Origin of the sequence: Leadbetterella sp. DM7 (genome assembly GCF_040829825.2) — a bacterium.
Classification (GTDB): Bacteria; Bacteroidota; Bacteroidia; order Cytophagales; family Spirosomataceae; genus Leadbetterella.
The window spans coordinates 36,046-61,020 of sequence record NZ_JBFOLH020000014.1 but is presented as its reverse complement, the minus strand read 5'-3'; the positions used below and the strand labels follow the sequence as shown (position 1 = coordinate 61,020).

At 49.7% G+C, this 24,975-nt stretch carries 22 protein-coding genes; 14 read left to right on the top strand and 8 right to left on the bottom strand.

What is annotated here, in order from left to right:
• Positions 1-114: 114 nt before the first annotated feature.
• From dnaG to AB2U10_RS14955, 3 genes are all read left to right on the top strand, one after another.
• The gene (gene dnaG, locus AB2U10_RS14965; RefSeq protein ID WP_367915649.1) at positions 115-2,022 is read left to right on the top strand and encodes a DNA primase; all 1,908 of its coding nucleotides are present in this window, start codon (positions 115-117) and stop codon (positions 2,020-2,022) included.
• 104 nt (positions 2,023-2,126) lie between these two features.
• The gene (locus AB2U10_RS14960) at positions 2,127-3,221 is read left to right on the top strand and encodes a TerC/Alx family metal homeostasis membrane protein (protein WP_367915648.1); all 1,095 of its coding nucleotides are present in this window, start codon (positions 2,127-2,129) and stop codon (positions 3,219-3,221) included.
• Between the two features lie 132 nt (positions 3,222-3,353).
• Complete coding sequence (locus AB2U10_RS14955; RefSeq protein WP_367915647.1) at positions 3,354-3,797, top strand: regulatory protein RecX; 444 nt, start codon at positions 3,354-3,356, stop codon at positions 3,795-3,797.
• A 16-nt stretch (positions 3,798-3,813) separates the two neighbouring features.
• On the opposite strand, the gene AB2U10_RS14950 is transcribed toward AB2U10_RS14955, so the two are convergent.
• From AB2U10_RS14950 to AB2U10_RS14925, 6 genes are all read right to left on the bottom strand, one after another.
• On the bottom strand, positions 3,814-4,215 hold the full coding sequence (locus AB2U10_RS14950) for a hypothetical protein (RefSeq protein WP_367915646.1): 402 nt from the start codon (positions 4,213-4,215) through the stop codon (positions 3,814-3,816).
• Entirely contained in the window at positions 4,205-5,371 is a 1,167-nt protein-coding gene (locus AB2U10_RS14945) for a DUF4221 family protein (RefSeq protein WP_367915645.1), read from the bottom strand. Before AB2U10_RS14945 ends, AB2U10_RS14950 begins: the two co-directional genes overlap by 11 nt.
• A gap of 111 nt (positions 5,372-5,482) precedes the next feature.
• Positions 5,483-5,668 (bottom strand): hypothetical protein, encoded by a 186-nt coding sequence (locus tag AB2U10_RS14940; protein WP_367915644.1) that lies wholly within the window; start codon positions 5,666-5,668, stop codon positions 5,483-5,485.
• Between the two features lie 276 nt (positions 5,669-5,944).
• Complete coding sequence (locus tag AB2U10_RS14935; protein WP_367915643.1) at positions 5,945-7,399, bottom strand: SusD/RagB family nutrient-binding outer membrane lipoprotein; 1,455 nt, start codon at positions 7,397-7,399, stop codon at positions 5,945-5,947.
• Between the two features lie 15 nt (positions 7,400-7,414).
• A complete protein-coding gene (locus AB2U10_RS14930; RefSeq protein ID WP_367915642.1) occupies positions 7,415-7,678 on the bottom strand; it encodes a hypothetical protein in 264 nt (87 codons plus the stop codon).
• Positions 7,648-10,569, bottom strand: coding sequence for a SusC/RagA family TonB-linked outer membrane protein (locus AB2U10_RS14925; RefSeq protein WP_367915641.1), 2,922 nt, complete (start codon positions 10,567-10,569; stop codon positions 7,648-7,650). The genes AB2U10_RS14930 and AB2U10_RS14925 overlap by 31 nt, the downstream gene beginning before the upstream one ends.
• 543 nt (positions 10,570-11,112) lie before the next feature.
• Between AB2U10_RS14925 and AB2U10_RS14920 the strand changes: the two genes are divergently transcribed.
• The 4 genes from AB2U10_RS14920 to tpiA all read left to right on the top strand — a co-directional run bounded on the left by AB2U10_RS14920 (position 11,113) and on the right by tpiA (position 15,999).
• A complete protein-coding gene (locus AB2U10_RS14920; RefSeq protein ID WP_367915640.1) occupies positions 11,113-12,657 on the top strand; it encodes a DUF1800 domain-containing protein in 1,545 nt (514 codons plus the stop codon).
• 11 nt (positions 12,658-12,668) lie between these two features.
• Positions 12,669-14,297 carry a DUF1501 domain-containing protein gene (locus AB2U10_RS14915; protein WP_367915639.1) on the top strand — a complete coding sequence of 543 codons (1,629 nt, stop codon included), beginning with the start codon at positions 12,669-12,671 and terminating at the stop codon, positions 14,295-14,297.
• A 209-nt stretch (positions 14,298-14,506) separates the two neighbouring features.
• On the top strand, positions 14,507-15,235 hold the full coding sequence (locus AB2U10_RS14910) for a YebC/PmpR family DNA-binding transcriptional regulator (protein ID WP_367915638.1): 729 nt from the start codon (positions 14,507-14,509) through the stop codon (positions 15,233-15,235).
• The gene (tpiA, locus tag AB2U10_RS14905; protein WP_367915637.1) at positions 15,232-15,999 is read left to right on the top strand and encodes a triose-phosphate isomerase; all 768 of its coding nucleotides are present in this window, start codon (positions 15,232-15,234) and stop codon (positions 15,997-15,999) included. Before AB2U10_RS14910 ends, tpiA begins: the two co-directional genes overlap by 4 nt.
• Positions 16,000-16,402: 403 nt before the next feature.
• On the opposite strand, the gene AB2U10_RS14900 is transcribed toward tpiA, so the two are convergent.
• Positions 16,403-16,732, bottom strand: a complete 330-nt coding sequence (locus tag AB2U10_RS14900) for a hypothetical protein (RefSeq protein ID WP_367915636.1) — start codon at positions 16,730-16,732, stop codon at positions 16,403-16,405.
• A gap of 60 nt (positions 16,733-16,792) precedes the next feature.
• Between AB2U10_RS14900 and AB2U10_RS14895 the strand changes: the two genes are divergently transcribed.
• The gene (locus tag AB2U10_RS14895; RefSeq protein ID WP_367915635.1) at positions 16,793-17,575 is read left to right on the top strand and encodes an L-fucose dehydrogenase; all 783 of its coding nucleotides are present in this window, start codon (positions 16,793-16,795) and stop codon (positions 17,573-17,575) included.
• Between the two features lie 126 nt (positions 17,576-17,701).
• On the opposite strand, the gene recF is transcribed toward AB2U10_RS14895, so the two are convergent.
• Positions 17,702-18,769 (bottom strand): DNA replication/repair protein RecF, encoded by a 1,068-nt coding sequence (recF, locus tag AB2U10_RS14890; RefSeq protein WP_367915634.1) that lies wholly within the window; start codon positions 18,767-18,769, stop codon positions 17,702-17,704.
• Between the two features lie 156 nt (positions 18,770-18,925).
• On the opposite strand from recF, the gene pdhA reads away from it, so the two are divergent.
• The 6 genes from pdhA to AB2U10_RS14860 all read left to right on the top strand — a co-directional run bounded on the left by pdhA (position 18,926) and on the right by AB2U10_RS14860 (position 24,963).
• Positions 18,926-19,942 (top strand): pyruvate dehydrogenase (acetyl-transferring) E1 component subunit alpha, encoded by a 1,017-nt coding sequence (gene pdhA / locus AB2U10_RS14885; protein ID WP_367915633.1) that lies wholly within the window; start codon positions 18,926-18,928, stop codon positions 19,940-19,942.
• A 260-nt stretch (positions 19,943-20,202) separates the two neighbouring features.
• Positions 20,203-20,901, top strand: coding sequence for a tetratricopeptide repeat protein (locus AB2U10_RS14880; RefSeq protein WP_367915632.1), 699 nt, complete (start codon positions 20,203-20,205; stop codon positions 20,899-20,901).
• A 65-nt stretch (positions 20,902-20,966) separates the two neighbouring features.
• Positions 20,967-21,446 (top strand): 6,7-dimethyl-8-ribityllumazine synthase, encoded by a 480-nt coding sequence (gene ribH / locus AB2U10_RS14875; protein WP_367915631.1) that lies wholly within the window; start codon positions 20,967-20,969, stop codon positions 21,444-21,446.
• Positions 21,447-21,460: 14 nt separating this feature from the next.
• Positions 21,461-22,795: an aspartate kinase gene (locus tag AB2U10_RS14870; protein WP_367915630.1), complete on the top strand. Its 1,335-nt coding sequence runs from the start codon at positions 21,461-21,463 to the stop codon at positions 22,793-22,795.
• 5 nt (positions 22,796-22,800) lie between these two features.
• A complete protein-coding gene (gene serS / locus AB2U10_RS14865; RefSeq protein ID WP_367915629.1) occupies positions 22,801-24,072 on the top strand; it encodes a serine--tRNA ligase in 1,272 nt (423 codons plus the stop codon).
• Positions 24,073-24,183: 111 nt separating this feature from the next.
• Complete coding sequence (locus AB2U10_RS14860; RefSeq protein WP_367915628.1) at positions 24,184-24,963, top strand: succinate dehydrogenase cytochrome b subunit; 780 nt, start codon at positions 24,184-24,186, stop codon at positions 24,961-24,963.
• The last annotated feature ends 12 nt before the right edge of the window (positions 24,964-24,975 follow it).

Sequence of the window (24,975 nt, the reverse complement as noted above, 5' to 3'; positions counted from 1 at the left end):
AGACGAACCGTAAACCCTGCCGGGATTGTCGATAAGTAGCCTTATTGTGGAAAAGTTTTGGAACGTTACCCCTGAATTTAAGCAGCCGTATCTGTAGGGGATAGAAAACAAAAGATGTATTTTTACGGGATGATTCCGCAGGATACCGTAAACCAGATCCTCCAGGCCGCCGAGATCAGTGAGGTGGTAGGCGAGTTTGTCAACCTGAAAAGAAGGGGGGCAAACCTGATCGCCTGTTGCCCGTTTCATAACGAAAAGACCCCTTCTTTTTCGGTATCACCGGCCAAAGGCATCTACAAATGCTTCGGATGCGGGAAAGGTGGCGATTCGGTGCGTTTTATCATGGACCTGGAAGGGTTCTCCTATCCCGATGCCCTGAAATGGCTGGCCAAAAAATACAATATTGAAGTTAAGGAGAAAGAATTTACAGATACCGAGCTGGCGGCCCAGAACGAAAGGGAGAGCCTGTTCATCGTATCCGAATTCGCCGAAAACTACTTCCGTGAAATACTCCTGAACACGGAAGAGGGGCAAAGCATAGGCGAAAGCTACTTCCGCGAGCGGGGCTTTTCAAAGCCTATGCTGGAGCGCTTCAGGCTGGGGTACGCCACAGACAGCCGCGACGACTTTGCACGAACTGCGCTTAAGGCCGGTTTTTCAGCGGAGGTGCTGGATAAAGCCGGGCTGGTGTCGGTAAAAGAGAACGGGGTGCTGCTTGACCGCTTCCGGGGCCGGGTGATCTTCCCGATCCATAACGTGGCCGGCAAACCCATTGCCTTCGGGGCGAGGGTCCTGAAAACCGATGCCCGGGCGCCGAAGTATGTCAACTCGCCCGAAACCGATATTTACCACAAGAGCCACATCGTTTACGGCATCTACCAGGCCAAGAATGCCATCCGGCAGAAAGAGAACTGTTTCCTGGTAGAGGGATATACCGATGTGGTATCGCTGCACCAGGCAGGTATTGAAAACGTGGTGGCCTCATCGGGTACTTCGCTGACCGTAGAGCAGATCCGCCTCATCGGGCGGTTTACCGATAATATTACCGTCTTATACGACGGCGATACGGCCGGTATCAAAGCCTCCCTGCGGGGTATAGACCTGATCCTGGAAGAAGGCCTGAACGTGAAGGCGGTAGTATTTCCGGAGGGTGACGACCCCGACAGCTTTATCCGCAAGGTAGGAGGGGAGGCCTTTGCCCGGTATGTAGAGCAGAGCCAGAAAGACTTTATCAGCTTTAAGACGGAGATCTCCCTGGCCGACATAGGAACGGATGCCGTGAAAAAGGCCGAGCTGATTGAGAGCCTGGTGGCGTCAATCACCAAGGTGCCGAATCCTGTAAAAAGACAGCTTTTTTACCAGGAAGTGGCCCGCCTGCTGAATATCGACGAGCATATACTCATCAATGAAGGGAATAAGCTGGTCGCCGGCCAGGTGCATACCGCCAGGAAAAACGACGGTGGCCGGGTGAGTCCCCCGGCACCGGAGCGCAACCTGGAAATGGAGTTCCTGGAGAAAAGCGACAGCCGCGATGAAGAAGCCCTGGTAAAAGACCTGGTCCTGTTCGGGCAGGTTAAAATCGGGGAAAGCCACGTGCTGGCCGATTATATTTTTGGCGAAACCGAGGCCGACATCCTCAGCGATGCCGTGCTCCGGGCCATATATAAGCAATACCGGGAATTTTATACAAGGGGCGAAGCCCCGCCTGACCGGTACTTTGTGTCCCATCCCGATTCCCGGATCCAGGAAACGGTCATCAACTGGGAGTCGCCCAAGCATGAGCTCAGCAAGCACTGGAAAAAATACGAGATCTTTGTGCCCGATTACCGGGATTTCCTGGGAGAGATCATCACCAAAACCAATTTCAGGATCCACCTGCTGAGAATCAAAAAAGAAATACAGGAGATCATTGAACAGCTCGACACGGAAGACGAAGACCAGGAGGTTATCCTGCAGGAAGCCCTCCGGAAAAAGAACATGGAGAAAATGGAAATAGCAGAATTTCTGGGGTCAGTTCTTTAATTGACAACGGGCAGTTGACGATGGACAACTATTCACTGTCAATTGTTCATTGTCAATTGTCAATTGTCAATTGTGCACTATCTTTGCAAATTATTACATAATCAATGAGTAACGAAGTTATATTTTTCGGTGGTTTCACCGTCTTCACCATTTTTGTGATGCTGCTTGACCTGGGGGCCTTCAGCTCACGGAAAGAGCATGTGGTGAAATTTAAAGAAGCAGCGTTCTGGAGTGCCGTATGGGTTTCGCTGGCGGTGGCATTCTACTTTTTCCTGAGGCACTACGGCTACCTGGTGCACGATGTAAGCGATGCCTCGCACCTGCAGCACATCAAAGACCGGTATTACCCGGCCATTGATTTTAACGGCGATTATACACGGGACCTGCAGCGCTTTCAGAACAATATGGCGCTGGAATACATCACGGGCTATCTCGTGGAATACTCCCTGTCTGTAGACAATATTTTTGTATTTATCCTGATCTTCAACTCGTTCGGTATCCGTCCCAAGCACTACAAAAAAGCGCTGGTCTGGGGTATCCTGGGGTCGGTTGTGCTTCGCTTTATCTTCATCTTCCTGGGAGCGGCGCTGATCCAGAAATTTGACTGGATCCTGCTGGTTTTCGGGGCCTTCCTGGTATATACGGGGCTGAATATTCTTTTCAAAAAAGAGCAGGAAGAGAATATCGACACCAAAAACCACCCGGCGGTGAAAATCACGGGCCGTTTCTTCAATGTATACGAGAGGTTTGTGGCTGACCGCTTTTTCTTCCGGCATAAATACGATAAAAACAAGCTGTATGTGACCCCGCTGTTCATGGTGATCCTGGTGATTGCCTTTACAGATGTGATCTTTGCCGTTGACTCCATACCGGCCATATTTTCGATCACCAAAGACCCTTACATCGTCTTCTTTTCCAACGTATTTGCCATTATGGGGCTGAGGTCTATGTTCTTCTTCCTGGTGAATATTATTGACATGTTTGCTTACCTCAAATACGGTCTGGGCGTGCTGCTTACCTTTATCGGGATCAAGATGCTGGCCCATACCTGGCTGCACGACATCGGGTTTACCAATGTGCATTCCCTGCTGGTGATTGTGGGTATCCTGGCGGTGAGCATTGTGGCATCGCTGCTGTTTCCGCCGGCTAAGGAAGAACCTCTTGAAAAGGAACCTTCGCACCGGAAGAAGACCCGGTAGATAAGCGGCCGCGGAGGGTCAGGAAATTTCCGGCACCGCACCGCCGTTGGTAACCCTTTCTTATGATGCATGCATAAGGTTCCCGGCCGGGTTAAGGCAGCCTGTTGTTCTGAGGCCTATTATATTCCTGCAATGAGTACATTAAAAAAAGCCTGCAGTTTCTGCATTTACCAGGAACGGACGCAGGAGGAGGTCCGGGAAAAGCTGAAGAGCTGGCATATACCTGCTTCGGAAGCCGAAGAGATCATTGCCTGGCTGATCAGTGAAAATTTTATCAATGAAGGGCGTTATGCCCAACAGTTTGCAGGAGGGAAATTCCGGGTAAAAAAATGGGGGAGAAGAAAGATTATTTTTGCCCTCAGATCCAAAGGGCTTTCAGATCGTTGTATTGAGGAAGCACTGGCCGCGATTGATGAAGACGAGTACAGGGAAACGCTGCTGGCCCTGGCCCGGCGCAGAAAGGAGCTCCTTGCAGCAGAAGAATCCCCGTTGCTGACCCGGAAAAAAATTACGGAATACCTGGTTGGAAAAGGGTACGAAACCGACTACATCCGGGAAGCTTTGCAGGCGTTGTGAGCGGCGGTCAGGCAACTTAATGCATGTTTTCCGGGCTTTGAACAGAAATGTCAGTTATTTTTTTGTTTTCCGCTTTAATAAACAAAGGGTAAATGGTTGCTTCGGTTTGAGGAAATTCAAACAGATTAGTGGAATCAATAATTACATTGGGGGCATGAAATATGCTGTCGCCCATTCTTATTTTCAATAGCTTCACCGAACTAATCCGGGTAAAAATGATCCGGGTAGCGTTTAATTCGGGGAAGTTAGTCAGCACATAATTCTCAACAGAGCTGATACACCCTTCACACCCCTGGTTCGGTAAAACAATAATGTCATGGTATGCATACATGTCCGGGTCCAGCCTGAGCAGGGAACGGCCCGTTTTTTCCCAGTCTCCTTTTTTAAGCGGGTTGCAGGCGGTGATACTACAAATCACTAAACAGAAGATACTGAGCCTTATTTTCGTTTTCATTATGCTTATTATAAAAATATATCCCTTTCTCTGTTACAAAATAGTTATCTCTTGATACATAATCAGGCAGGAAGACCTCTTTCAGGAAATTGAAATTTTCATCGAAGATCAGCAGCTTGGCCGGCTTGACGTACAGGTCGTATAATTTCACCTTTTCCGGAACCGGCAGTTCTAAAATCCGGGCGATTCGTTTTTTGCCGGGAATATAAAAAACCCCCTGGTAAGAGTAATTCCGGGTATAAAAATCAAGAATCATTTGTTTGGTCTTTCTTTTCTGAAAGCTCTTCCTGTCCATCTCCATCGGCAGAATTTCCGGTTGCTGAAGCGGGTTGGTGCCGTTCATTTTCAGCAGGCTGTCGTTACGCAGAATATATAAGGAATGAGACGCAGGAAAGCTTACCAGGATGTCGTTGTCCTTGAATTTGCAGGTATAGAGAAAGAGGTAAGCTTCTCCGGCCCAGTTTTTTTTATAGTACTCTTCCGGGTAATTGATGAAGTACTTTACATTGTGGGTTTTGAGATCTATTCTGCCAAAAGTTTTCCGGGTATGGTCTCTGTACTGGGGGTCTTCTCCCAGGAGCAGGCCGCTGAAAACCAGGGCAGAATCAGAGCTGAACATGGGGCTGGTATTGGCAATGAACGGATCAGGGGCCGTGCGGCTTTCAAAGATGTCCTGCCTCTTTTTCAGGAGAAATATTTCATGAAGCCGGGTATTAAAATTATAAGAAACAATGCCGGAACCTTCTTCGAAGAGCTGTTTATAGTAGACGCCGTCGCCGGATTCGTCGTACAACAGCCCATAGATTTTTTTGTTTTGCCGCTCGCTGAAGGAGGGCAGATGCCGAACGCCATCTGCTACGGCCCGGTTTAATTTGTAAAAGACAACCCGGTTGAAATTATTATCAAAAAACACAATGCTTTGTTTTGCCGGGAGGTATTGAACCTGGGTCCGGTTATTCACTACCAGGCTGTCATCCAGATGGAAAAAGATCGTATCAGCGACCATAAAGTCAGCTCCCCGGGCTTCCCGGCTTTTTTCCACAGGAGTGTCATCCCCGCTGCTCTTCGTCTGGCAGCTGGTAGTAATGCCCAGGAGAATAAGCAAAATACAATTTCGCATACGTAAGAATTTCTGTACGGATGGGCGGGAGACCGCACCTGCCCGGTATTGCGGGCCGGTAGCCTGAATGGTAAACATGTGCCGGATCCGGGTGAGGTCTCCCTGGTTTCACTATCTTATACAATCCAACTCAAGGTCATGATCGTATTTTTCCAGGCAGTTACTGGAACCGTCGCCCCAGGTTTTGCATTGCCCGTTATCCTTGCGGGGGTTGCGGATACATTCCGCATTCGATTGATAGTTGGCCAGTGAAATACCGAGTAAGACAACAAAGGCGGCCATAGTTTTCATTTTCATTGTTTCTGCAGGTTTTAGTTGAAAAATATATATACAAATAGTATGAAATACCGGCTTATGCTATTGGCCTGAGCGTACTGCATCCATCATCATGTTGTGCTTTCTGGAAATTTCGTAATAAAACCAATGGTAATACAAGTATACTGAAAAAATATTAAAAACTAAAATAAATTATTGAAAAACAGGAGATAAACAAGGATATAATTCCTGGTTATACATTAAAAAAAGCGACCTGGCGGGTCTCACCAGGTCGCACATACATAGAAGGTCAGCTGCTTATTTGCGCGTATCCCAGAATATTCTTACATCCAGGTTAGGCTTTTGCCCGGGGAAGCTCCGGTTGTTATCGTCTTCCGACTGGGGATAAAACAGGCTTCTCGGCGTATTGGGATAAATGGCATTGGCCGGTACGCTGATGGCCGGGTAACCGGTACGCCTCCAGTCGGTCCAGGGCTCAACGGCAATTCCGAAATTGGCCACAAATTTCTCTTCGATAATTTGCTTCAGCTTCTCTGCATTGCTGCCTGCCAGGGTTCCGTTGGCTTTAATGTAGTCGTCAATGACAGAGGCTGCCACGCCGGCATCCGACATAGATGCCCTGATTCCCGCCTTGAAAAACTCTTCTGCATTGCCCGGGCTGCCGAACCTCAGCGCGGCTTCTGCACGGATAAAATTATACTCGGCAAAGGTCAGCATACGCATCGGGGCCTGTCCGGTATAAGAACTACCCGACTGCGCACCCCTGAAATAGGTATGAAACTTGGAATAGTTCTGCGAAGCGGGGGATCCGCCTACAGCCCCGAGGTACTGGCCTGAACCGGCCGGGTATTCCGTAAAATATGTGCTTCTTCTCGGATCAGACTTCTTGTTCATCATGGAGACAATCGTATTATTGGCTACCAAGTAACCTGCCCGCGATACCTCAAACTGGTGAATGGGGTTTTGCCGGCCCTGCTCGGCCAGGAAGTTCACCTGGAAATTGTCTGCATTGCCTTCAAAAAACTGGGCTCCTGAATTAACCAGGGCATTGATCTGCTGGGTAGCAAAAGCAGGGTCAACCTCGCTGTAGTGCAGCAGCAGCCTTAATTTCAGGGTATTGGCAAATTTCACCCATTTGTCTTTCGAGGTACTGAACGTTCCCGAATAAATCTGAGAGTTGGTGCCGGGCGACTGCGCCGAGGTAGCTGCATTTACTTCTGCTATACCTTCATCCAGCAGGGAAAGAAGCTTGGTATAGATCTCCTTATCATCGTCATACGCCGGGTTAAGATTGGCAGATGTTTGCTGGGCCTCGTCATACGGCAGGTCTCCCCAGGTGTCTACAGATATCTGGTAAACATAGGCCTTCAGCAGCTTTGCCACCCCTGAGTAATGCGGGCTTTCCGTGCCTGAAGCCTTGATAATATTCTCTGCCGTATTAAGAATGGTGGCAAATAACAGGCTGAACGCATTGTTGGCATCGGTAGGAGAGATCTGGTATTTCTCATACTGCTGGGTCTGCGTTTCTCCGCCGGTAGACTGCCCGGAATACTGCTGCGAAATCAGCGATGTATACCGGTTTAAATCACTGCCCGCGGCAAATCCCGTAGAAACGGTCATGGAAGAAAGCTGCAGACTGATAGGAGCATTTAATATGTTGTCAGGGTCTTTGTTGATGTCTAACCATTTCTCACATGACGTGGCGGTCAGCAAAAGAAGACCTAAACAAGTGATATATGATATTCTTTTCATATTCTTGAGTAACTTTTAGAGCGTTAATTTTAAATTGAAGCCATAGGTACGGGTAGCAGGCAGCGAGTTAAATTCAAGGCCCTGCGCATTGGAAATACCCAGAGCGTTTTGCTCCGGATCAAAGTGTGGATAATTCGGGGCGCGCAGAAACAGGTTTCTTCCGAATACGCCGATCTCCACATTCCCGAACGGGCTCTTGTCGGTTACTGACTTCGGCAGGGCGTACGACAGGGCCGCCTCGCGGAGTCTTAGCCACGAAGTATCGTACAGGAAACCCACCCCGGCAGTGTGCTTCCCGGCATTTCCCCAATATTGTTCTGCCGATACGTAGGTGGTATTCGGCTGACCGGCTTTTTCGCCCGAAGCATATACCCCTTCAAAAGATAAGGCTTGGCAACGCTTCCGTCGGCGTTAAACCGCGGGTACTCGGCTGTTTCAATGGCCACACCGTTTCGCTGAATGTCGGCAATGTTCCGGGAGTATTGCATACCGCCCTTGCGGATGTCGATCAGGAAGCTCAGGTTAACGCCCTTGTAGTTGAACGCATTGGTGATGCCCATCAGGTAATCGGGATTGGGATTCCCGATTTTGGTTACAACACCGGAAGGCAAAGGCAGGCCGGTGTTCGGGTTGATGAGCATTCTGCCCTGGCCGTCGCGGGCGTAGTCCTGTCCGTAGATCTGCCCGTACTGGTCTCCGGCCACCAGGCGGATGTGCGGATCGGTAAATCCGCCCAGGAAGATGTTTTCCACTCCGGGAGCCAGCTCATCTACCATGGAGCGGAATTTGGTAAAGTTAAGCCCGATATCCCACTTGAAGGTATTCGTAAGCACCGGGGTCCCGCTGACCATAAATTCCACCCCGTTGGTGGTGAGCTTACCGGCATTGGCTACGTACGAGGTTACGCCCGAAACGGCCGATGAAGGTACGCTCAGAATCACGTCACGTGTTTTCCGCTGGTATAACGACCCTTCGAAATGCAGCCGGTTTTTAAAGAAGCCCAGCTCCAGGCCCAGCTCCATTTCACGGGTAAACTCCGGCCGGATGTTCGGGTTACCGGCTGTATTGCTCAGGTTGTATCCCAGTGATCCGTTAAACGGAAACACAATGGAAGGGCCGAAGCCGTCGCCGGGGTTCGACTGCACATAGTACGAATCGGTGGCATATACGCCGGCGCCTTTTCCTACCTCGCCGATGTTGGTCCTGATTTTTATCAGGTCAATCACCTTGTTTTCTTTTAATGAAGGCACGGCCTCGGTCAGCACAAAGCTGAGGGCGGCTGCCGGGTAGAAAATAGACCGGTTACCTTTTGACAGGGTGGAGGCCCAGTCGTTACGGGCCTTGATGTTGAGGCTTAAATACGACTTGTAATCAATGATAAAGTCGGCAAAAACACCAACGATCCTGGATTTCGACGAACCGTAGCTCGGTACATAGGTCAGTGTATTTTTGATGTTGTTAAACCCTCTCACCAGCAGGCTCCTGCCTGTCATATTTCCGAACCGCGAAAAATTCTCCACCGTTTCGCTACCCAATGTGGCGGTCAGGGCAAAATCGCCGAACGTTTTGTTGCCGGTAAGGGTAAAGTACGAGTTCAGGTTTCTCGACATCGACTTGTTGTCCAGCACACCGCCCACGCCCTGGGCACTGGTGTTACCGCCGCCGCGTATACCGATCTCGTCAAAGCCTTTGGCCTCCCGCAGGAAGAAGTCGGTACCTACTTTCAGGTCGGCAAATAGCCAGCTGGTGAAGTCATAGCGGGCATTGATGTTTCCGAAAACCCGGTTGATCTCATCGTTAAACGTTACGTGCTTGATAGACCAGTACGGGTTATCTTCACCACCGTACCACAATTGCTCACCTACTGCGTTTTCAAAAGGCAGGTTGGTCAGGTCATACGAACGGGGCGTAAAGTACGCCCGGAAAAGGGGGTTAGAGAGCTGGTTCCCCTGCTGGGTTCTTCTTGATTTGTTGTTGACATACGAGAAAGACGTTCCTACCCGCAGCTTGGTGGTAATGTTGGAGCTGGCATTTACGGAAAGGTTATGCCGCTGCAGGTCGTTGTTGTCCAGTACATACTGCTCCCGGGTGTTTCCGTACGACACGCGGTAATCGGTTTTCTCCGAGCCTCCTGAAAAGCTGATCGTGTTTTGCAGGTTGGTGGCTGTACGGAACAGATCGCTTACGTTATTGGGGTACGCCTTCAGCGTTTCCTGGTCGCCAAAAAAGTTGGTAACGGTCTGGCCTTTTATTTCAGGCCCCCACGAGGTAAATGAGCCGCTTCCCATACCCATATTGCTTGCGGTGATGCTGCCTGGTATGAAGTTACCGTTAGAGCCCTGCGCGTACTGGTTCTGGTACTCCGGCAGGCGGTTTACATTCCCGAATGAAACATTGGAGGTCAGCGTTATTGCATTTTTAGAGCGCCGGTTTGCTTTTTTGGTGGTGATCAGGATAACGCCTGACGCCGCCCGTGAACCGTACAGGGCGGTAGCGGCAGCACCTTTCAGCACGGTCATGTTCTCAATGTCTTCCGGGTTCAGGTCGCCGATACGGTTAGACAGCGAGGGCCCGTTCTGGAGAGGCGTTCCGCCGCCGCCGTTGTCTACGGGCATCCCGTCAATTACATACAAAGGCTGGTTGCTGCCCGTAAACGTGGTATATCCACGGATAATGATCCCTGACCCGGTAAAGGCACCGCCGGTTCCGGTAACCATCACCCCGGGCACTTTTCCTGCAAGGGCGTTAGAAACGTTCATCACTTTGGCGGTGGTCAGCTGCTCGGCCTTGAGAGTGGTGGTTCCGTAGCCCAGCTGCTTCCGGTCTCTTTCAATACCGAACCCGGTCACCACCAGCTCTTCCAGCTGTGTGCCCGAGTTCTCCAGTGACACGTTGATCACCGACTGGTTCCCTACCGCTATTTCTTTGTTGAGGAATCCGATGAACGAAAAGACAAGGGTTTCGCTGGCGGAAACGTTTTCGAGCCTGAACATGCCGTCTCCGTCGGTCTGGGTTCCGCGGGAGGTTCCCTTGATCACAATGGAAACGCCCGGCAGGCTGCTTCCGTCTTCGGCAGACAATACCTGGCCCGATACCGTTTTTGACTGGGCATAGGCAGCACTTAAACCGAAAAGCAGGAAGGCTGAAAGCAGGAATAAATTTTTCTTCATAAGGTTTGTATTTAGTTTAGTAATCAATTAATTCATACAAGTACGGACATATACTTACACAAACATTTCAGGCGTATTGCCTTAAGGCATACGGAGCAGCTAAAAAATGACAGACAGTTTACCGTTACCGGCAATTGGCAGAGCAGAACCTTTCTTTTGCTATGCGGGAAAGGTCATTACTGGGATCAGGGCATACCCATGCCCCGGATCATCCCGGGATACAAAAAGTAAAAGCAGTGGTGCACTTGGTATTTTTGTTATTTAGTTAGAACTTATCACAATACTAAAAAAAATTTCCCAATTAAACAATAGTTTTACTCTTTTAATAAAATACAAAATATAATTTTACGTTTGTTGTATTTCCTTTGCAATCCCCCTGTTCCGGGAGAAAACCCCCGGCGCTATGCTGCCGTTGCCTGCAACCGGCCCGGGTGCGGGTTCTTTGCCTGCTGATCTTAAAAAAGCATTAACATTCCCCGGAGGTGCTTGGCTTTCTTAATAAAATTCTACTATTTTGTGTTGATAACCTTAAATGTGTATGTGATGTCTGTAGTATCAAGAAGAGGTTTTCTGGATAGTTTTTTGGGAGGGTTGACCGAGCGCGGTGAAGTACAGGCAGGTTTGGAGGAGCATACCGCACCCCTTACCCGGGCAGAAGTGCGGCACCTGCTTCAGCGGTGTACATTTGCCGTATCACCGGCAGTTATTGATAAATATGCAGGAAAAACAGCGGGCGAGGTGGTAGATACCCTCTTTAGCAATGCGCAGGCGCGTACCAGCCCGGCTCCGCCCTCGTTTGTTAACGAAACCATTTACAACCCGGATAACCTTTCCGGAAGCCGGAAAGACGAAGAAAACCGTAAGCTGTCGCTGCATAACGGAGACTACAACTGGGAGCTCGGGGGCTGGTGGGTGAGCCAGATGAAAAACGACAGGGAGAGTATCCTGGAAAAGCTGGTGCTTTTCTGGCACGGGCATCTTACCACCCAGTATGCCAACTGCGTGAACATCCCGGTGATCCCGATGTACCTGCAAAACGATATGTTCCGCAAAAACTTTACCGGCAGCTTCTTTACCCTCCTTGAAAAAATTACCGTAGACGGCGCCATGCTGGTGTACCTGAACGGGAATGAAAACGTCAGTGAAGCTCCCAATGAAAATTTTGCCCGCGAATTACTGGAGCTGTACTCGCTGGGCGTAGGCAATTATACGGAAAGCGATATTAAGGAAGCGGCGAAGATCCTGACAGGCTGGAAGGTGAAATACTTTGCCGATGAAAGCGCTACCCCTAACCGCGGGTACCTTAACCCGAACGACTTCGACAAGAACTCCAAGCGCTTCTTTGAAGAGACCTTCAACGTTAATTACACCATAACCCAGGAAAACGTTTATAACAATTCGGTAAAAAAGCTGATCAACGTGATCCTCACCAAAAAGGGCGACGTGGCGGCGAAATTCATCATGCGTAAATTTTACCGGTATTTTGTATACGCCAATCCCGGTAAAACAGATGAGGCCCTCATTAATGACCTGGCCTCCCGGCTGATCGCCGCCAAATTTGAGTTTGCACCGGTGCTGAAAACCCTGCTGAAGAGTAAGCACTTCTTTGATGAAAAAAATATCGGTATCCAGCTCAAGTCGCCGGCAGAAACCATTGTCAGCATGGTCAGCCACTTTAAGTACGTAGACCGGTATGCCCGGAACGTCATGGCTGAGCTGGGCCTGGAGCTCTTTAACCCGCCTAACGTGAGCGGCTGGAAAGGCTACCGCAGCTGGGTTTCTACCAAAAGCCTGCCCACTACTGTATTTTATATTCATGAAATATTCAGCTTTAACTCCAATACCGACTTTGCCAACTGGGCCGATGGCATAGATAATTCAGGCGATCCCGACAAGCTCATTTCACGCATCATCGATACCTTTTTCGGAAGAACGGTCAGCGCTGAGCGCTTCAAGGGATATTCGGCCCTGCTGGCAGCCACCCCGGCCGAATGGAACTCGGTACGGGGCGATAAGAATGCTGCCGGGCAGCGCGTGAAAAAGCTGATGGAAAATGTCATAAAAGCACCGGAGTTTTACCTTTCATAAGTGTAGAAGATATGAGAAGAAGAAGCTTTATACGAAACTCTACAATGGGCTTAGGCGTGGTGTCTACCCTGAAACTGGACCGGATGGATCTCAGTGTTTTTCAGCCGGCAGCCTTCCAGAATGAGAACGATAATATTGTGGTGGTGGTGCAGCTCTTCGGAGGAAACGACGGTATGAACACAATCACGCCCTACGAATGGGAAATGTACTACAACCAGTTTCGTCCTACCCTTCATATTCCCCGCAACACCGTTACCCCTATCAACAAAGACAAAGGAATGGCCATGCACCCCGGCCTTTCGCAGGGTGTAAAAGGCGGCATGCTGGGCCTCTTCAAGGAAGGAAAGCTGGGCGTGCTCAGCGGCCTGGGTTATAAAAACCCTGATTTTTCCCATTTCCGGTCTACCGACATCTGGTTAAGCGGTATTGTGCCGTCAAGCACGTCGCAGCCCCTGCCTACCGGGTGGCTGGGCCGGTATTTCGATACCTTTTCCGGGGAGTCCAAGCCGGAGAGCCCCTACTGTATCCAGGTAGGAAAGACGCCCTCGCTCATGTTCCTGGGTGAAACCGGTGAAAAATCGATTGTGCTGGAAAGTGCCGACGATATGTACCTCCAGGGCCAGCTGGTGGAAGGAAACAGGATAGCCATTGAGGCCAGTGAATATTACAAAAGCGAATTTGACTACGTCAATAACGTGGGCATAGAAGTGCAGGAATACTCACAGGTGATCAAGAAAGCTTTTGACGCAGGTAAAAATAAAGAAACGTATACCAATGTCCCCCTGTCTCAGCAGCTGAAGCTGGTGGCCCGGCTGATAGACGGCGGACTGAAAACCAAGGTATACTTTGTGGAGCAGACCGGTTACGATACCCATGCCAACCAGGGCGGGCTTGACGGAACGCACTCCAAGCTGCTGAAAGAGCTTTCGGAAGCCATCAGCTCCTTCCAGTCGGATATCGAGCAGCTGGGCCATGATAAAAAAGTGGTGGGCATAACCGCATCCGAGTTCGGCCGGCGCCCGTATGAAAACGGGAGTGCCGGAACCGACCACGGTACATCCAGCATCATGTTCAGCTTCGGAACCGGGGTGAGGGGAGAAGTGATCGGAGACTATTTCGGGTATTTCCCCCTGTTTGACGGCTTCAACCATTCCTACGCCACCGATTTCAGGAGCATTTATTTCGAGCTGGTGACCACCTGGTTCGGAAAATCAGCTGACTTTGCAGCCGGCATCTTCGGTGAGAAGCTGAGCTATATCAATGAAACGGGTTTCCTGAAAGATACCAAAAAAGACCCCACGTTGCCTAAGCCGCCTGATCCGCCTGCGGTGATCATTGACCCCGATACCGGGCAACCCATCGTTAAAGAAAAGCCCAGCCTCGAAAAAGACCGTTTTACGATTTTTCCTAACCCGGTGGTAGACGACTGGGCGTATCTCCGCATGAATCTCTACTACCAGGCCAAAGTGGTGGTTACCCTGGTTACGGCAGACGGAAGAGAAGTAGGAAAGCTCATGGAAGGAGAATACCGCCCGGCACAGCACGATGTTATCCTGAACCTGAAAGTACCGCCCGGTACCTACGTGGTGCGGGTAAAGGTCGGGAAAGTGACTTATGGGGTGAAATGCATTAAGCTGTAATTGACAATTGACAATGGACAATTGACAATGGGTTAAAGCAGGAGGCTTCTTAGTTAGTAATGACTCAATTGACAATGAGTTAAAGCAAGGAAGGCGCTTAATTATTGATTATTTGTTTTATTGCCTTCGTCATTGACAATTGTCAACTGTCCATTGTCAATTTATTTTAGAAAATCCTTAGTTTTGCGACTTCAAATAATGTAATTTATATGGGAAGGGCGTTTGAATTCAGAAAAGCGCGAAAAATGAAACGGTGGAGCTCGATGGCAAAGACCTTCACCCGTATAGGCAAAGACATTGTCATGGCTGTGAAGCAGGGCGGCCCTGATCCGGCCACCAACTCAAGGCTCAGAGCCGTGATCCAGAACGCCAAGGCAGCCAACATGCCGAAAACCAACGTAGACAATGCCATTAAAAGGGCTTCTTCCAAAGACCAGGAAGACTACAAGGAGATCGTACTGGAAGGCTACGGCCTGCACGGCGTGGCTGTGCTGGTAGAATGTACCACCGATAACAACAACCGTACCGTAGCTAACGTAAGAAGCTATTTCAGCAAAACGGGCGGCAGCCTGGGGACCAACGGTATGCTCGACTTCATCTTTGAAAGGAAATGTGTCTTTAAAATTGCACAGACCGGTGGCATTGACCTCGAAGAGCTGGAGCTTGACCTGATTGATTTCGGGGTAGACGATGTTTTCCTCGATGAAGAAACCCACCAGATCAACATTTACGGGGAGTTTACCGCCTACGGTGCCGTGCAGAAATACCTGGAAGAAAAAGGATATGAGCTGCTGCATGCCGACTTTGAGCGGATACCCACCGATACCAAAAAATTAACCGAAGCAGAAGCTGCAGACATCGAAAAGCTACTGGAAAAGCTGGAAGAAGACGATGACGTGCAGAATGTATATCATAACATGGTAATAATAGAAGAATGAGAAAAAAATACGCCGCCGGAAACTGGAAAATGAACAAGACTTTTGAAGAAGGGCAGATCCTTTTATCAGAAGTAGTCAATATGGTTAAAGATGAGCTCACTCACCCCAACGTACAGGTGGTGCTGGGTGTGCCGTTTCCTTACCTGAGCACCTTTTCCAAACTGATCGATACCCCGAAAGTGGCCCTGGGCGCCCAGAACTGCCACCCCAAGGCATCCGGTGCCTATACCGGCGAGGTATCTGTGCCCATGCTGAAATCAGTAGGGGTACAGTACGTGATCATCGGGCATTCGGAAAGAAGGGAATACTTCGGCGAAAGCGATGCCTTCATTGCAGAAAAAACCGATGCTATCCTGGCAGAAGGCCTGACACCCATTTTCTGCTGCGGCGAAACCCTGGCTCAACGCGAAGCCGGAATTCATTTTGATTTTGTAAAAGGACAGATCACCAACAGCCTCTTTCACCTGGATGCCGGTACCCTGAAAAAAGTGGTTATTGCCTATGAGCCCATCTGGGCAATCGGTACGGGCGTAACGGCTACCTCTGCCCAGGCGCAGGAAATGCACAAGGTGTTGAGAGACCACCTGGCCGGTCAATACGGCAGTGAAACAGCAGAAGAAATTTCTATCCTCTATGGCGGAAGCGTAAGTGCCGCCAACGCACAGGAGCTCTTCAGCCAGCCCGATGTAGACGGCGGACTGGTGGGCGGTGCCTCTCTCAAGTCAAGAGACTTCACGGAGATCAGTAAATCATTCCCGGCCTAAGCGGCCTGATCGCTACAGGATAAGGCTTCTACGCAGAGTTTCCCGGCGGGAGACTCTGCGTTTTTTTTAATCTCCCGTAGGGAGAACCATCAGGTATCTCCCTTATTACCCGGGTACGCCCGCGGAGGAGCCGTACAATGTGCCTTATGGCATTATTTTATAAACATTTAACTGAAAGTAGTTAAGTTTTTGGTAATCAGTTATATAAAATTGTACTTTTCCAGGAATTTCAAAAAATAGTATGCACGAATACTTTAGGCTATTAAAAAATGGCCTTAGTTTTGCACTGTGATTCAGTGAAAGCAGAAGAAGAGCAGAAGAGAATCATAGTTTTGTGGATATGTTTTTTATTTAAGGTTGAATAGATTTTTAAAAACAGCATCATTTTGAATGCTGTTTTTTTTTACCTGTAATCCATGTCCCGGATATACACGATATAATCGCCGGCAGAACCTGTACGGGTTTTGTAAAAATCACCGTCAAAGAAAACGTTGACCTCCGCCCGGAACTCCTTGCCCAGGTTGCAGGGAGCCGCCCGCATGGTATAGGTAAGGCTGCCTTCAGTACTGAAATAAAGGTAAAAATTCTTCCCGGTGCTGTCGGGTGCGATACGCCCCGGCTCATTCTTTAAAGTCATTACAAAAGGGCCGGCATCGGGGCATTTTGCGCCCGGGCGTTGGTCTCCGCAGGCGATGTTCAAAAATAAAATGCTCAGGAAAGCCGCTTTCTTCATGGTATTTTCTTGCGAAGTTAGGGAATTATTCTATTTTTGTTTGGATAAGAAGCAATTCGTATGAATTTAAAATTAAATGAAAAGGTCATCCTGGTTTCCGGTGGGGCCAAGGGAATAGGAGAGGGTATCGCTAACCAGCTCAGCCTGGAAGGGGCCTTCCCGGTAATTATCGGGCGAAACCGGGCAGATAATGAATGGGCCCTGAGTAAAATAGAAGCAGCCGGTGGTTTCGGCTTTACGGTAGAAGCTGAGCTGTCAGACCCCGGAGAATGTGAAAAAGCCGTCAGGCTTACCCTGGAGCGGTTCGGCCGCATTGACGGGCTGGTCAATAATGCCGGTGCCAATGACGGCGTCGGACTGGAATCGGGTAACTATGAAGCGTTCATGGCATCGCTGCACAAGAACATGGTCCATTATTACCTGCTGGCTCATCACGCCCTGCCTGCTCTGAAGCAAACCAGGGGCCCTATTCTTAACATTACCTCTAAAACGGCTGAAACCGGCCAGGGCAATACCTCCGGCTATGCTGCCGCCAACGGCGCCCGCAACGCCCTTACCCGCGAGTGGGCCGTTGAATTGCTGAAATACGGTATCCGGGTAAACGGGATAGTGGTAGCCGAATGCTACACGCCGCTTTACGACAAATGGATAAAAACCCTGCCCGATCCTGAAGGTACCCTGAAATCGATTGAAAGTAAAATTCCTCTCGGGAAACGCATGACCACCATAGAAGAAATAGCCGACATGGCGGTATTCCTGCTTTCATCACGTTCCAGCCATACCACCGGCCAGCTCATTCATGTGGATGGGGGGTATGTGCATCTGGACAGAGCGCTGATTTAAGTGAACAGTGAACAACTAACAGTGAACAGTTGGCGTGGCTTGCAGCCTTCATCCTGAAAAGCTGGCCTCGCCCAAATCCACTTATTTATGCACTGTTAGTTGTTCACTGTTAGTTGTTCACTAATTTTACAACCTTATAAAATTAACATTCCCTCCCAACATCTCCCCCGTCCTTTCCGGGCGGGCGTCGGTAATAAAAACCTGGCCGAAAGAGCCGGCATGGATCATTTCGATCAGGCGTTCAATGCGGCGGTCATCAAGCTTATCGAAAATATCGTCCAGCAGCAGGATGGGCTTGAGACCCTTTTCCCGGTGTATACAGTCGAACTGGGCCAGCTTCAGGGCCATAACATAACTTTTGCGTTGTCCCTGGGAGCCGAACTTCTTCACGGGCATGCCGCTCATCAGGAACTCGTAGTCGTCTTTATGAACGCCCAGTGTAGTACGCTGGGCGGCGAGGTCTCTTTCCGTATGGGCATAAAAACGTGGTTCGAAACCATCGTCTTCCAGGTCTGAAACATACGTAAGGGTTACCTCTTCCCGGTTTTCAGACAGGCTGGCGTAATGGGTATTAAAAAGAGGAGTAAACCCTTGTATAAAATCTCTTCTCGACGCGAAGATTTTCTTCCCCAGTGCAATGATCTGTTCCGAGTAAATTTTCAGCAGGTCGGGATCAAAAAACTGCTGTTCGGCAAACTGCTTAAGCAGGCCGTTACGCTGATCCAGGGCCTTGTTGTAGCGAAGGTAGGTCTGCAGGTAGTCGGGATAAAGCTGCGACAGGATACCGTCAAACAGCTTGCGGCGCGTTTCGGCCCCGTCGCGGACCAGGTCGGTATCGTTAGGGGCGATCAGCACCACCGGGTATTTCCCGATGTGGTCAGACAGCTTCTCATAAACCTTTTTATCTGCAGTGACCGTTTTCCTGCCCTGCCGCTGCAGGTGGCAGGCCACTACCTCGTCGCGGTCGGTGCTGAAAGCGCCTTCTACCACGCAGAAATCTTCACCGAACCGGATGCTCAGCTGATCCTGGGCATGGATAGAGCTTTTGGAAAGAGCCAGGAAATACACGGCGTCGAGGAGGTTGGTTTTCCCGCTTCCGTTTTTCCCCACAATGCAGTTCAGGCCCGCTGAAAAGGTAAAAAAGCGGTCTTCGTAATTTCTGAAATGGTATAAGCGGAGGTTTTGCAGGTACATGTATGCAAAATTCGCGATTTAAAGTGGTAAGTTCAAATCTGCAGAGGGGATGTGCCGGCAGGAGAGCGGCCCCTGTCAAAATCTATGTGGTTTATTTTATGGAAATATAAGGGGAATCGCTATTTTTGTACCTCAATATTTTAGTGAACTACTTTTATGGCAGCAAAAAGCAAGGAAGCAGCAAAAGTTAAATATTCCAAAGAACAATACTTATATTGGTACGACTCCATGGTACTTCAGCGCAAGTTTGAAGAAAAGGCGGGTCAGTTATACGGCCAGCAGAAAATCAGGGGTTTTTGCCATTTATATATCGGCCAGGAAGCCTGTTCTTCCGGCTCGGTTTCTGCCTTAAAAAAAGGAGATAAATACATTACCGCCTATCGCGACCACGGCCATCCGCTGGCGCTGGGCACCGATCCCGGTAAGATCATGGCGGAGCTTTACGGTAAAGCCACCGGTACTACCAAAGGAAAAGGCGGCTCGATGCACATCTTTGACAAAGAGGTGGGCTTTATGGGCGGCCACGGTATCGTGGGAGCGCAGATCCCACTGGGAGCGGGTATCGGCTTTGCCGAAAAATACCGGGGCACAGATAATCTGTGTATCTGTTATTTCGGTGACGGTGCCATCCGCCAGGGGGCATTCCACGAAGCCCTGAATATGGCCATGACCTGGAAGATCCCTACCATATTTGTAGTGGAAAACAACGGGTATGCCATGGGTACATCTGTGGCCCGTACCTCGAACGTGAGAGAGCTGTATACCCTGGGAGAAGGGTACGATATTCCTTCAGAAGCAGTAGACGGCATGGATGTGGAGATCGTGCACGAGGCGGTTGCCCGTGCAGCAGAAAGAGCCCGGAAAGGAGAAGGCCCTACCTTCCTTGAATTTAAAACCTACCGTTACCGCGGTCACTCCATGTCGGATCCGCAGAAATACCGTACCAAAGAAGAAGTAGCGGAATGGAAGCTCAGAGACCCGATCGAGCTCATCAAAGACCGGATCCTGACCAACAAGATTGCTACCCAGGAAGAGCTGGATGCCATTGACGAGCGGGTGAAAAAGCAGGTAGACGACGCCGTGAAATTTGCGGAAGAATCGCCGTGGCCGAAGCCCGAAGAAGCCTTTGAAGACATCTACGTGCAGTCTGATTATCCTTTCCTGAGAGAATAAGCACCTGCAGGTAAAGATATACAGGCCGGGTCCCTTGCGGGGCCCGGCTTTTTTATGGGTTTAATTCATGGATGGGTCAATTTAAGCAACTTCACAGTTGGAGTACCTCTCCGGTTCAAACACCCGCCATCCCTGAATATCCTTCCCTCTCAATGAATTCCTGCATCCGGCCTTTCAAGGATAAAATATTGCCCCTACATACACAAAAATCTAAATATATTTAATAAATTTGCACTCCAAAATTTTGACAACCAATTAAAATGGCAAAAAAAGCGAAGTCAGGTATTGAACTCATAGAAGATTCGGAAGCGCTGAAAAAAGAAGTAATTAAAGTAGAAAGTTTTTTTGAAAGAAACCAGAAACTCACGTTGGCAGCAGGGGTGCTTATTCTTGCTGTAGTGGCTGGTTTTTTCGGATATAACTACTGGAACAAAAACCAGGAAAAAGAGGCGCAGTCGGCCCTGTTTGATGCGGTTTACTCTTTTGAAGCCGACTCTACCAGCCAGGCGCTGAAAGGCCAGGGCGGTAATGAAGGCCTGCTTTCCGTGGCCGATAATTACAGCAGCACCAAAGCCGGTAATCTGGCTAACCTGTATGCAGGTATTGCGCTGATGAAAGAAGGTAAATTTAACGATGCCATTGCCCGGCTGGAGAAATTCTCTGCCAACGACGACGTGCTTCAGCCCAGAGCCTATACCCTGATCGGTGACAGCTACCTGGAGCTGGGTAAGAATGACGATGCCATCAAATACTATAAAAAAGCGGCTGATTATAAGCCGAACAAATACGCTACCCCCGGTTACATGATGAAGCTGGGCAACGCTTACCAGGAAGCCAGGAACAACAGCGAAGCGGTGAAGGTATACGCTTCCTTAATTGAGCAATATCCCTCGGCCATTGAATCGGTGCTGGCTAAGAAGTATAAATCGAAGCTGGAAGCGGAGCTTGGCGGAAACTAAGATGGAAGTAAAGACAAAATCGAAGGGATAAGCCATGTGTTTATCCCTTTTTTATTCCTAAAAATATGGCATCTGCAGATAAAAATTTAAGCGTTTTCTCTACCGGAGGGCTACCCGACGTGTCGCATAAGCGATTTGCGGTGCTGGTAGCAGAATGGAATGAAGAAATTACCGGGGCCCTGGCAGAGGGAGCCGTAAACACTCTTTTAAAACACGGTGTTCTGCCGGAAAATATCGTAAAAAGGGCTGTTCCGGGCAGCTATGAACTGAGCTTCGGCGCCCAGGTGATGGCGCAACGCCCCGATATTGATGCGGTCATCGCCATCGGCTGCGTGATCCAGGGAGAAACCCGGCACAACGATTACATCAATAATGCCGTGGCCCAGGGCCTTACCCAGGTAGCCCTCAAATACAACAAGCCCGTGATATTCGGCGTGCTGACCCCCAATACCCACCAGCAGGCGCTTGACCGGGCCGGAGGAATCCACGGGAACAAAGGCGACGAAGCCGCTATCACAGCCATTAAAATGTTAGGATTACATTAAACGGAATATAGAAAATGCAAGTTTGGAAATTTGGCGGTACTTCGGTAGGTAAGCCGGAGCGCATGAAGTCGATAAGAGATCTGGTAACCGCTGACCCGGGCAGGAAACTGGTGGTGCTTTCCGCACTTTCCGGCAGTACCAACTCGCTCCTGGAAATAGGACAGGCATTAAAAGAAAAAGATATGGCACGGGCTAACAGCCTGATCGATGACCTGAGAGCCCATTACCACGCATTTATTGATGATCTTTTTGAAACGCCCGAAGGCCTTGACCGCGGCCGTCAGATCATCAGCGCCGAATTTAACGTCATTGCCAACCTGGCCACCTACCAGCCTTTTACCATGAAGCAGGACAAAGAGCTGGTTGCTGAAGGAGAAATTCTTTCTACCCAGCTGTTTACGGCCTACCTCATGGAGCGGGGCGACAGCGTAACCCTGATCCATGCCCTTGATTTTATGAAAATAGACGCCGACGGCGAACCGCTTTTCAATGAAATTGAAACCGGGCTGAAAGCCATCCTCGAAGAAAAAGAAAACTACCAGGTTGTGGTGACCCAGGGCTTCATCTGCCGGAATCCCGAAGGAAACATAGACAACCTCAAGCGGGGCGGCTCAGATTACACCGCCTCCCTGGTGGGAGGAGCGCTTACCGCTGAGGAGATCCAGATATGGACGGATATCGACGGCATGCACAATAATGACCCGCGTGTAGTGAAACGTACGTTCCCCGTACGGTACCTTACCTTTGAAGAAGCTGCTGAGCTGGCGTATTTCGGAGCCAAGATCCTGCATCCCAGCACCATTACACCGGCTAAGCTCAGGGGCGTGCCCGTGAGGCTGAAAAATACCATGGAGCCCAAAGCGCCGGGTACACTGATCTCTGCGGGTACCTCTGAAGGAGCCGAGATCACCGCCATAGCGGCAAAAGATAACATCACGGCCATCTACATCCACTCTACCCGTATGCTGAATGCCTACGGCTTCCTGAAGCGGGTGTTTGACATCTTTGAAAAATACAAGACCCCGGTAGACATGATCACCACCTCAGAGGTTTCAGTGGCGGTGACCATCGATAACTCAGAGCACCTGGAAGCTATCTCGGCAGAGCTCGGACAGTTTGCCGACCTTGAAGAGCACGACCGCAACCAGACCATCATTTGCGTGGTAGGCCAGTTCTTTGCCGACAAATCGGGGGTGGCCTTCCGTATTCTCGAAGCCTTAAAGGATATCCCTGTGCGGATGATCTCTTACGGGGCATCAGAACATAACGTTTCGATACTGGTAGATACCAAACATAAAAACCTGGCCCTCGAAGCACTCAATGAAGGGCTTTTCACCTTTGAAAAATAGAAGATATGTTACAATTGAACTATATCAGGGAAAACCTTCCGGCAGCCATAGCCGGACTGGAAAAGAAACATTTTAAAGACGCTTCACGGGTGGTGAACCAGGCCATTGACCTGGATAACCAGCGCAAAGACATCCAGTCGAGGCTCGACAGTACCCTGGCGCAGGCCAACGGGCTGGCCCGGGAGATCGGCGGATTGATGAAGTCAGGACAAAAAGAAGAAGCCGAAAAGCTGAAGGCGCAGACCGCTGAGCTGAAAGAGCTGTCCAAAGAGCTGGAAGCCGCTTTGAAGAAAGCAGAAGAAACCCTCCAGGAGGTAATGGTCACTCTTCCGAACCTCCCGCATGCATCGGTGCCTGAAGGCAGAACGCCGGAAGAAAACGAGGAAACGGAAAAAGGAGGAACCGTTCCCGTACTCGGAGAAGGTGCCCTGCCGCACTGGGAGCTGATTAAAAAATACGATATCATTGACTTTGACCTGGGAAATAAAGTGACCGGGGCCGGGTTTCCTTTTTACAAAGGAAAAGGGGCAAAGATTCAGCGGGCACTGATCAACTTCTTCCTGAACGAAGCCGATAAAGCCGGCTACCTCGAAGTGCAGCCCCCTGTGGTGATCAATGCCGCCTCGGGTTTCGGTACAGGCCAGCTGCCTGACAAAGAAGGGCAGATGTACCACGCCACGGCCGATGACCTCTACCTGATCCCTACGGCCGAAGTGCCCATCACCAATATGTACCGCGATGTCATCCTGAATGAAAATGACCTCCCGGTGAAGCACGCCGGCTATACGCCCTGTTTCAGAAGAGAGGCCGGAAGCTGGGGTGCCCACGTACGCGGACTGAACCGCCTGCACCAGTTTGATAAAGTGGAAATTGTACAGATTACCACCCCTGAAAACTCCTACGCGGCCCTGGAAGAAATGCTGGGCCACGTACGCGGTTTGCTGGAAAAGCTCAGCCTGCCGTACCGTATCCTGCGCTTATGCGGCGGTGATATGAGCTTCACATCGGCGCTTACCTTTGACTTCGAGGTCTTCTCGGCCGCCCAGGAGCGCTGGCTGGAAGTGAGCTCCGTATCCAACTTTGAAACCTACCAGGCCAATCGCCTGAAGCTGCGCTATAAAGTAGACGGTAAGTCACAGCTGCTGCATACGCTGAACGGCTCGGCCCTGGCCCTGCCCCGTATCCTGGCGGCTATCCTGGAAAACAACCAGACACCGGAAGGGATCATCGTTCCCGAAGTGTTACGGCCTTACTGCGGTTTTGATATCATCAACTGACGGGATTGACCCGAATTTAGATTGATTCTAAAACAATAATCCGCTAGCTTTGAGGCTCTGTAACTAATTGGATTATTCTAAGTATTTTAGCTCTACTTTAAAACATTCATTATGTCCTGGTTAACCAAAACCCTTACAAGCTCTATCGGTAAAAAAGTACTGATGGCGCTTACAGGTTTATTCTTGTGTACCTTCCTTGTGGTACACCTTTCCGGTAACTTTCAGTTGTTTAAACACGATGGGGGTTACGCCTTCAATACATACGCCGTTTTCATGACCACCTTCCCTGTCATTAAGGTGGTTTCGTATGTGAACTATTTCCTTATTCTGTTTCACGCCTTCTGGGGATTGTACATTACCTATAAAAATCGCCAGGCAAGGCCGGTAGGTTATGTAATGAACAAAAACCAGTCGTCGCCTTACAGCCGGAACATGGCCATCCTGGGCACTATCCTGCTGGTGTACATCGTAGTGCACATGAGCGATTTCTGGTACAAATTCCACTTTGAAAACCTGCCTTACGTGCAGTATACCGAACAGCTGAGCACCGGTGCTGTTACAACAGCAGATATGCCGGCCGGTTATACGCAGGAAGTGAAAAAGCTGGAAACCTTTAATGAAGCAGCAGGTACACGCATAGTGGTGGTGAAAGACCTTTATAAGGTGGTTTCGTATGCATTCCAGAATATCGGCCTGGTACTTTTCTATGTCCTGGCCATGTTTGCCCTGGCATTCCACCTGGTTCACGGTTTCCAGAGTGCTTTCCAGACGCTGGGTCTGAATCATTCCAAATACACCCCCCTGATCAAGGGCATCGGTGTATGGGTATTCGGTATACTGATTCCCATCGGGTACGCAGCCATGCCGCTTTATTTCTATTTCTTTAAATAATCATTCGTTTCA

What these genes read in the sequence shown, in the direction of transcription:
- dnaG (WP_367915649.1), top strand. Translation starts at nt 115, where the DNA reads ATGTATTTTTACGGGATGATTCCGCAGGATACCGTAAACCAGATCCTC.
- AB2U10_RS14960 (WP_367915648.1), top strand. Translation starts at nt 2,127, where the DNA reads ATGAGTAACGAAGTTATATTTTTCGGTGGTTTCACCGTCTTCACCATT.
- AB2U10_RS14955 (WP_367915647.1), top strand. Translation starts at nt 3,354, where the DNA reads ATGAGTACATTAAAAAAAGCCTGCAGTTTCTGCATTTACCAGGAACGG.
- AB2U10_RS14945 (WP_367915645.1), bottom strand. Translation starts at nt 5,371, where the DNA reads ATGCGAAATTGTATTTTGCTTATTCTCCTGGGCATTACTACCAGCTGC.
- AB2U10_RS14940 (WP_367915644.1), bottom strand. Translation starts at nt 5,668, where the DNA reads ATGAAAATGAAAACTATGGCCGCCTTTGTTGTCTTACTCGGTATTTCA.
- AB2U10_RS14935 (WP_367915643.1), bottom strand. Translation starts at nt 7,399, where the DNA reads ATGAAAAGAATATCATATATCACTTGTTTAGGTCTTCTTTTGCTGACC.
- AB2U10_RS14925 (WP_367915641.1), bottom strand. Translation starts at nt 10,569, where the DNA reads ATGAAGAAAAATTTATTCCTGCTTTCAGCCTTCCTGCTTTTCGGTTTA.
- AB2U10_RS14920 (WP_367915640.1), top strand. Translation starts at nt 11,113, where the DNA reads ATGTCTGTAGTATCAAGAAGAGGTTTTCTGGATAGTTTTTTGGGAGGG.
- AB2U10_RS14915 (WP_367915639.1), top strand. Translation starts at nt 12,669, where the DNA reads ATGAGAAGAAGAAGCTTTATACGAAACTCTACAATGGGCTTAGGCGTG.
- AB2U10_RS14910 (WP_367915638.1), top strand. Translation starts at nt 14,507, where the DNA reads ATGGGAAGGGCGTTTGAATTCAGAAAAGCGCGAAAAATGAAACGGTGG.
- tpiA (WP_367915637.1), top strand. Translation starts at nt 15,232, where the DNA reads ATGAGAAAAAAATACGCCGCCGGAAACTGGAAAATGAACAAGACTTTT.
- AB2U10_RS14900 (WP_367915636.1), bottom strand. Translation starts at nt 16,732, where the DNA reads ATGAAGAAAGCGGCTTTCCTGAGCATTTTATTTTTGAACATCGCCTGC.
- AB2U10_RS14895 (WP_367915635.1), top strand. Translation starts at nt 16,793, where the DNA reads ATGAATTTAAAATTAAATGAAAAGGTCATCCTGGTTTCCGGTGGGGCC.
- recF (WP_367915634.1), bottom strand. Translation starts at nt 18,769, where the DNA reads ATGTACCTGCAAAACCTCCGCTTATACCATTTCAGAAATTACGAAGAC.
- pdhA (WP_367915633.1), top strand. Translation starts at nt 18,926, where the DNA reads ATGGCAGCAAAAAGCAAGGAAGCAGCAAAAGTTAAATATTCCAAAGAA.
- AB2U10_RS14880 (WP_367915632.1), top strand. Translation starts at nt 20,203, where the DNA reads ATGGCAAAAAAAGCGAAGTCAGGTATTGAACTCATAGAAGATTCGGAA.
- ribH (WP_367915631.1), top strand. Translation starts at nt 20,967, where the DNA reads ATGGCATCTGCAGATAAAAATTTAAGCGTTTTCTCTACCGGAGGGCTA.
- AB2U10_RS14870 (WP_367915630.1), top strand. Translation starts at nt 21,461, where the DNA reads ATGCAAGTTTGGAAATTTGGCGGTACTTCGGTAGGTAAGCCGGAGCGC.
- serS (WP_367915629.1), top strand. Translation starts at nt 22,801, where the DNA reads ATGTTACAATTGAACTATATCAGGGAAAACCTTCCGGCAGCCATAGCC.
- AB2U10_RS14860 (WP_367915628.1), top strand. Translation starts at nt 24,184, where the DNA reads ATGTCCTGGTTAACCAAAACCCTTACAAGCTCTATCGGTAAAAAAGTA.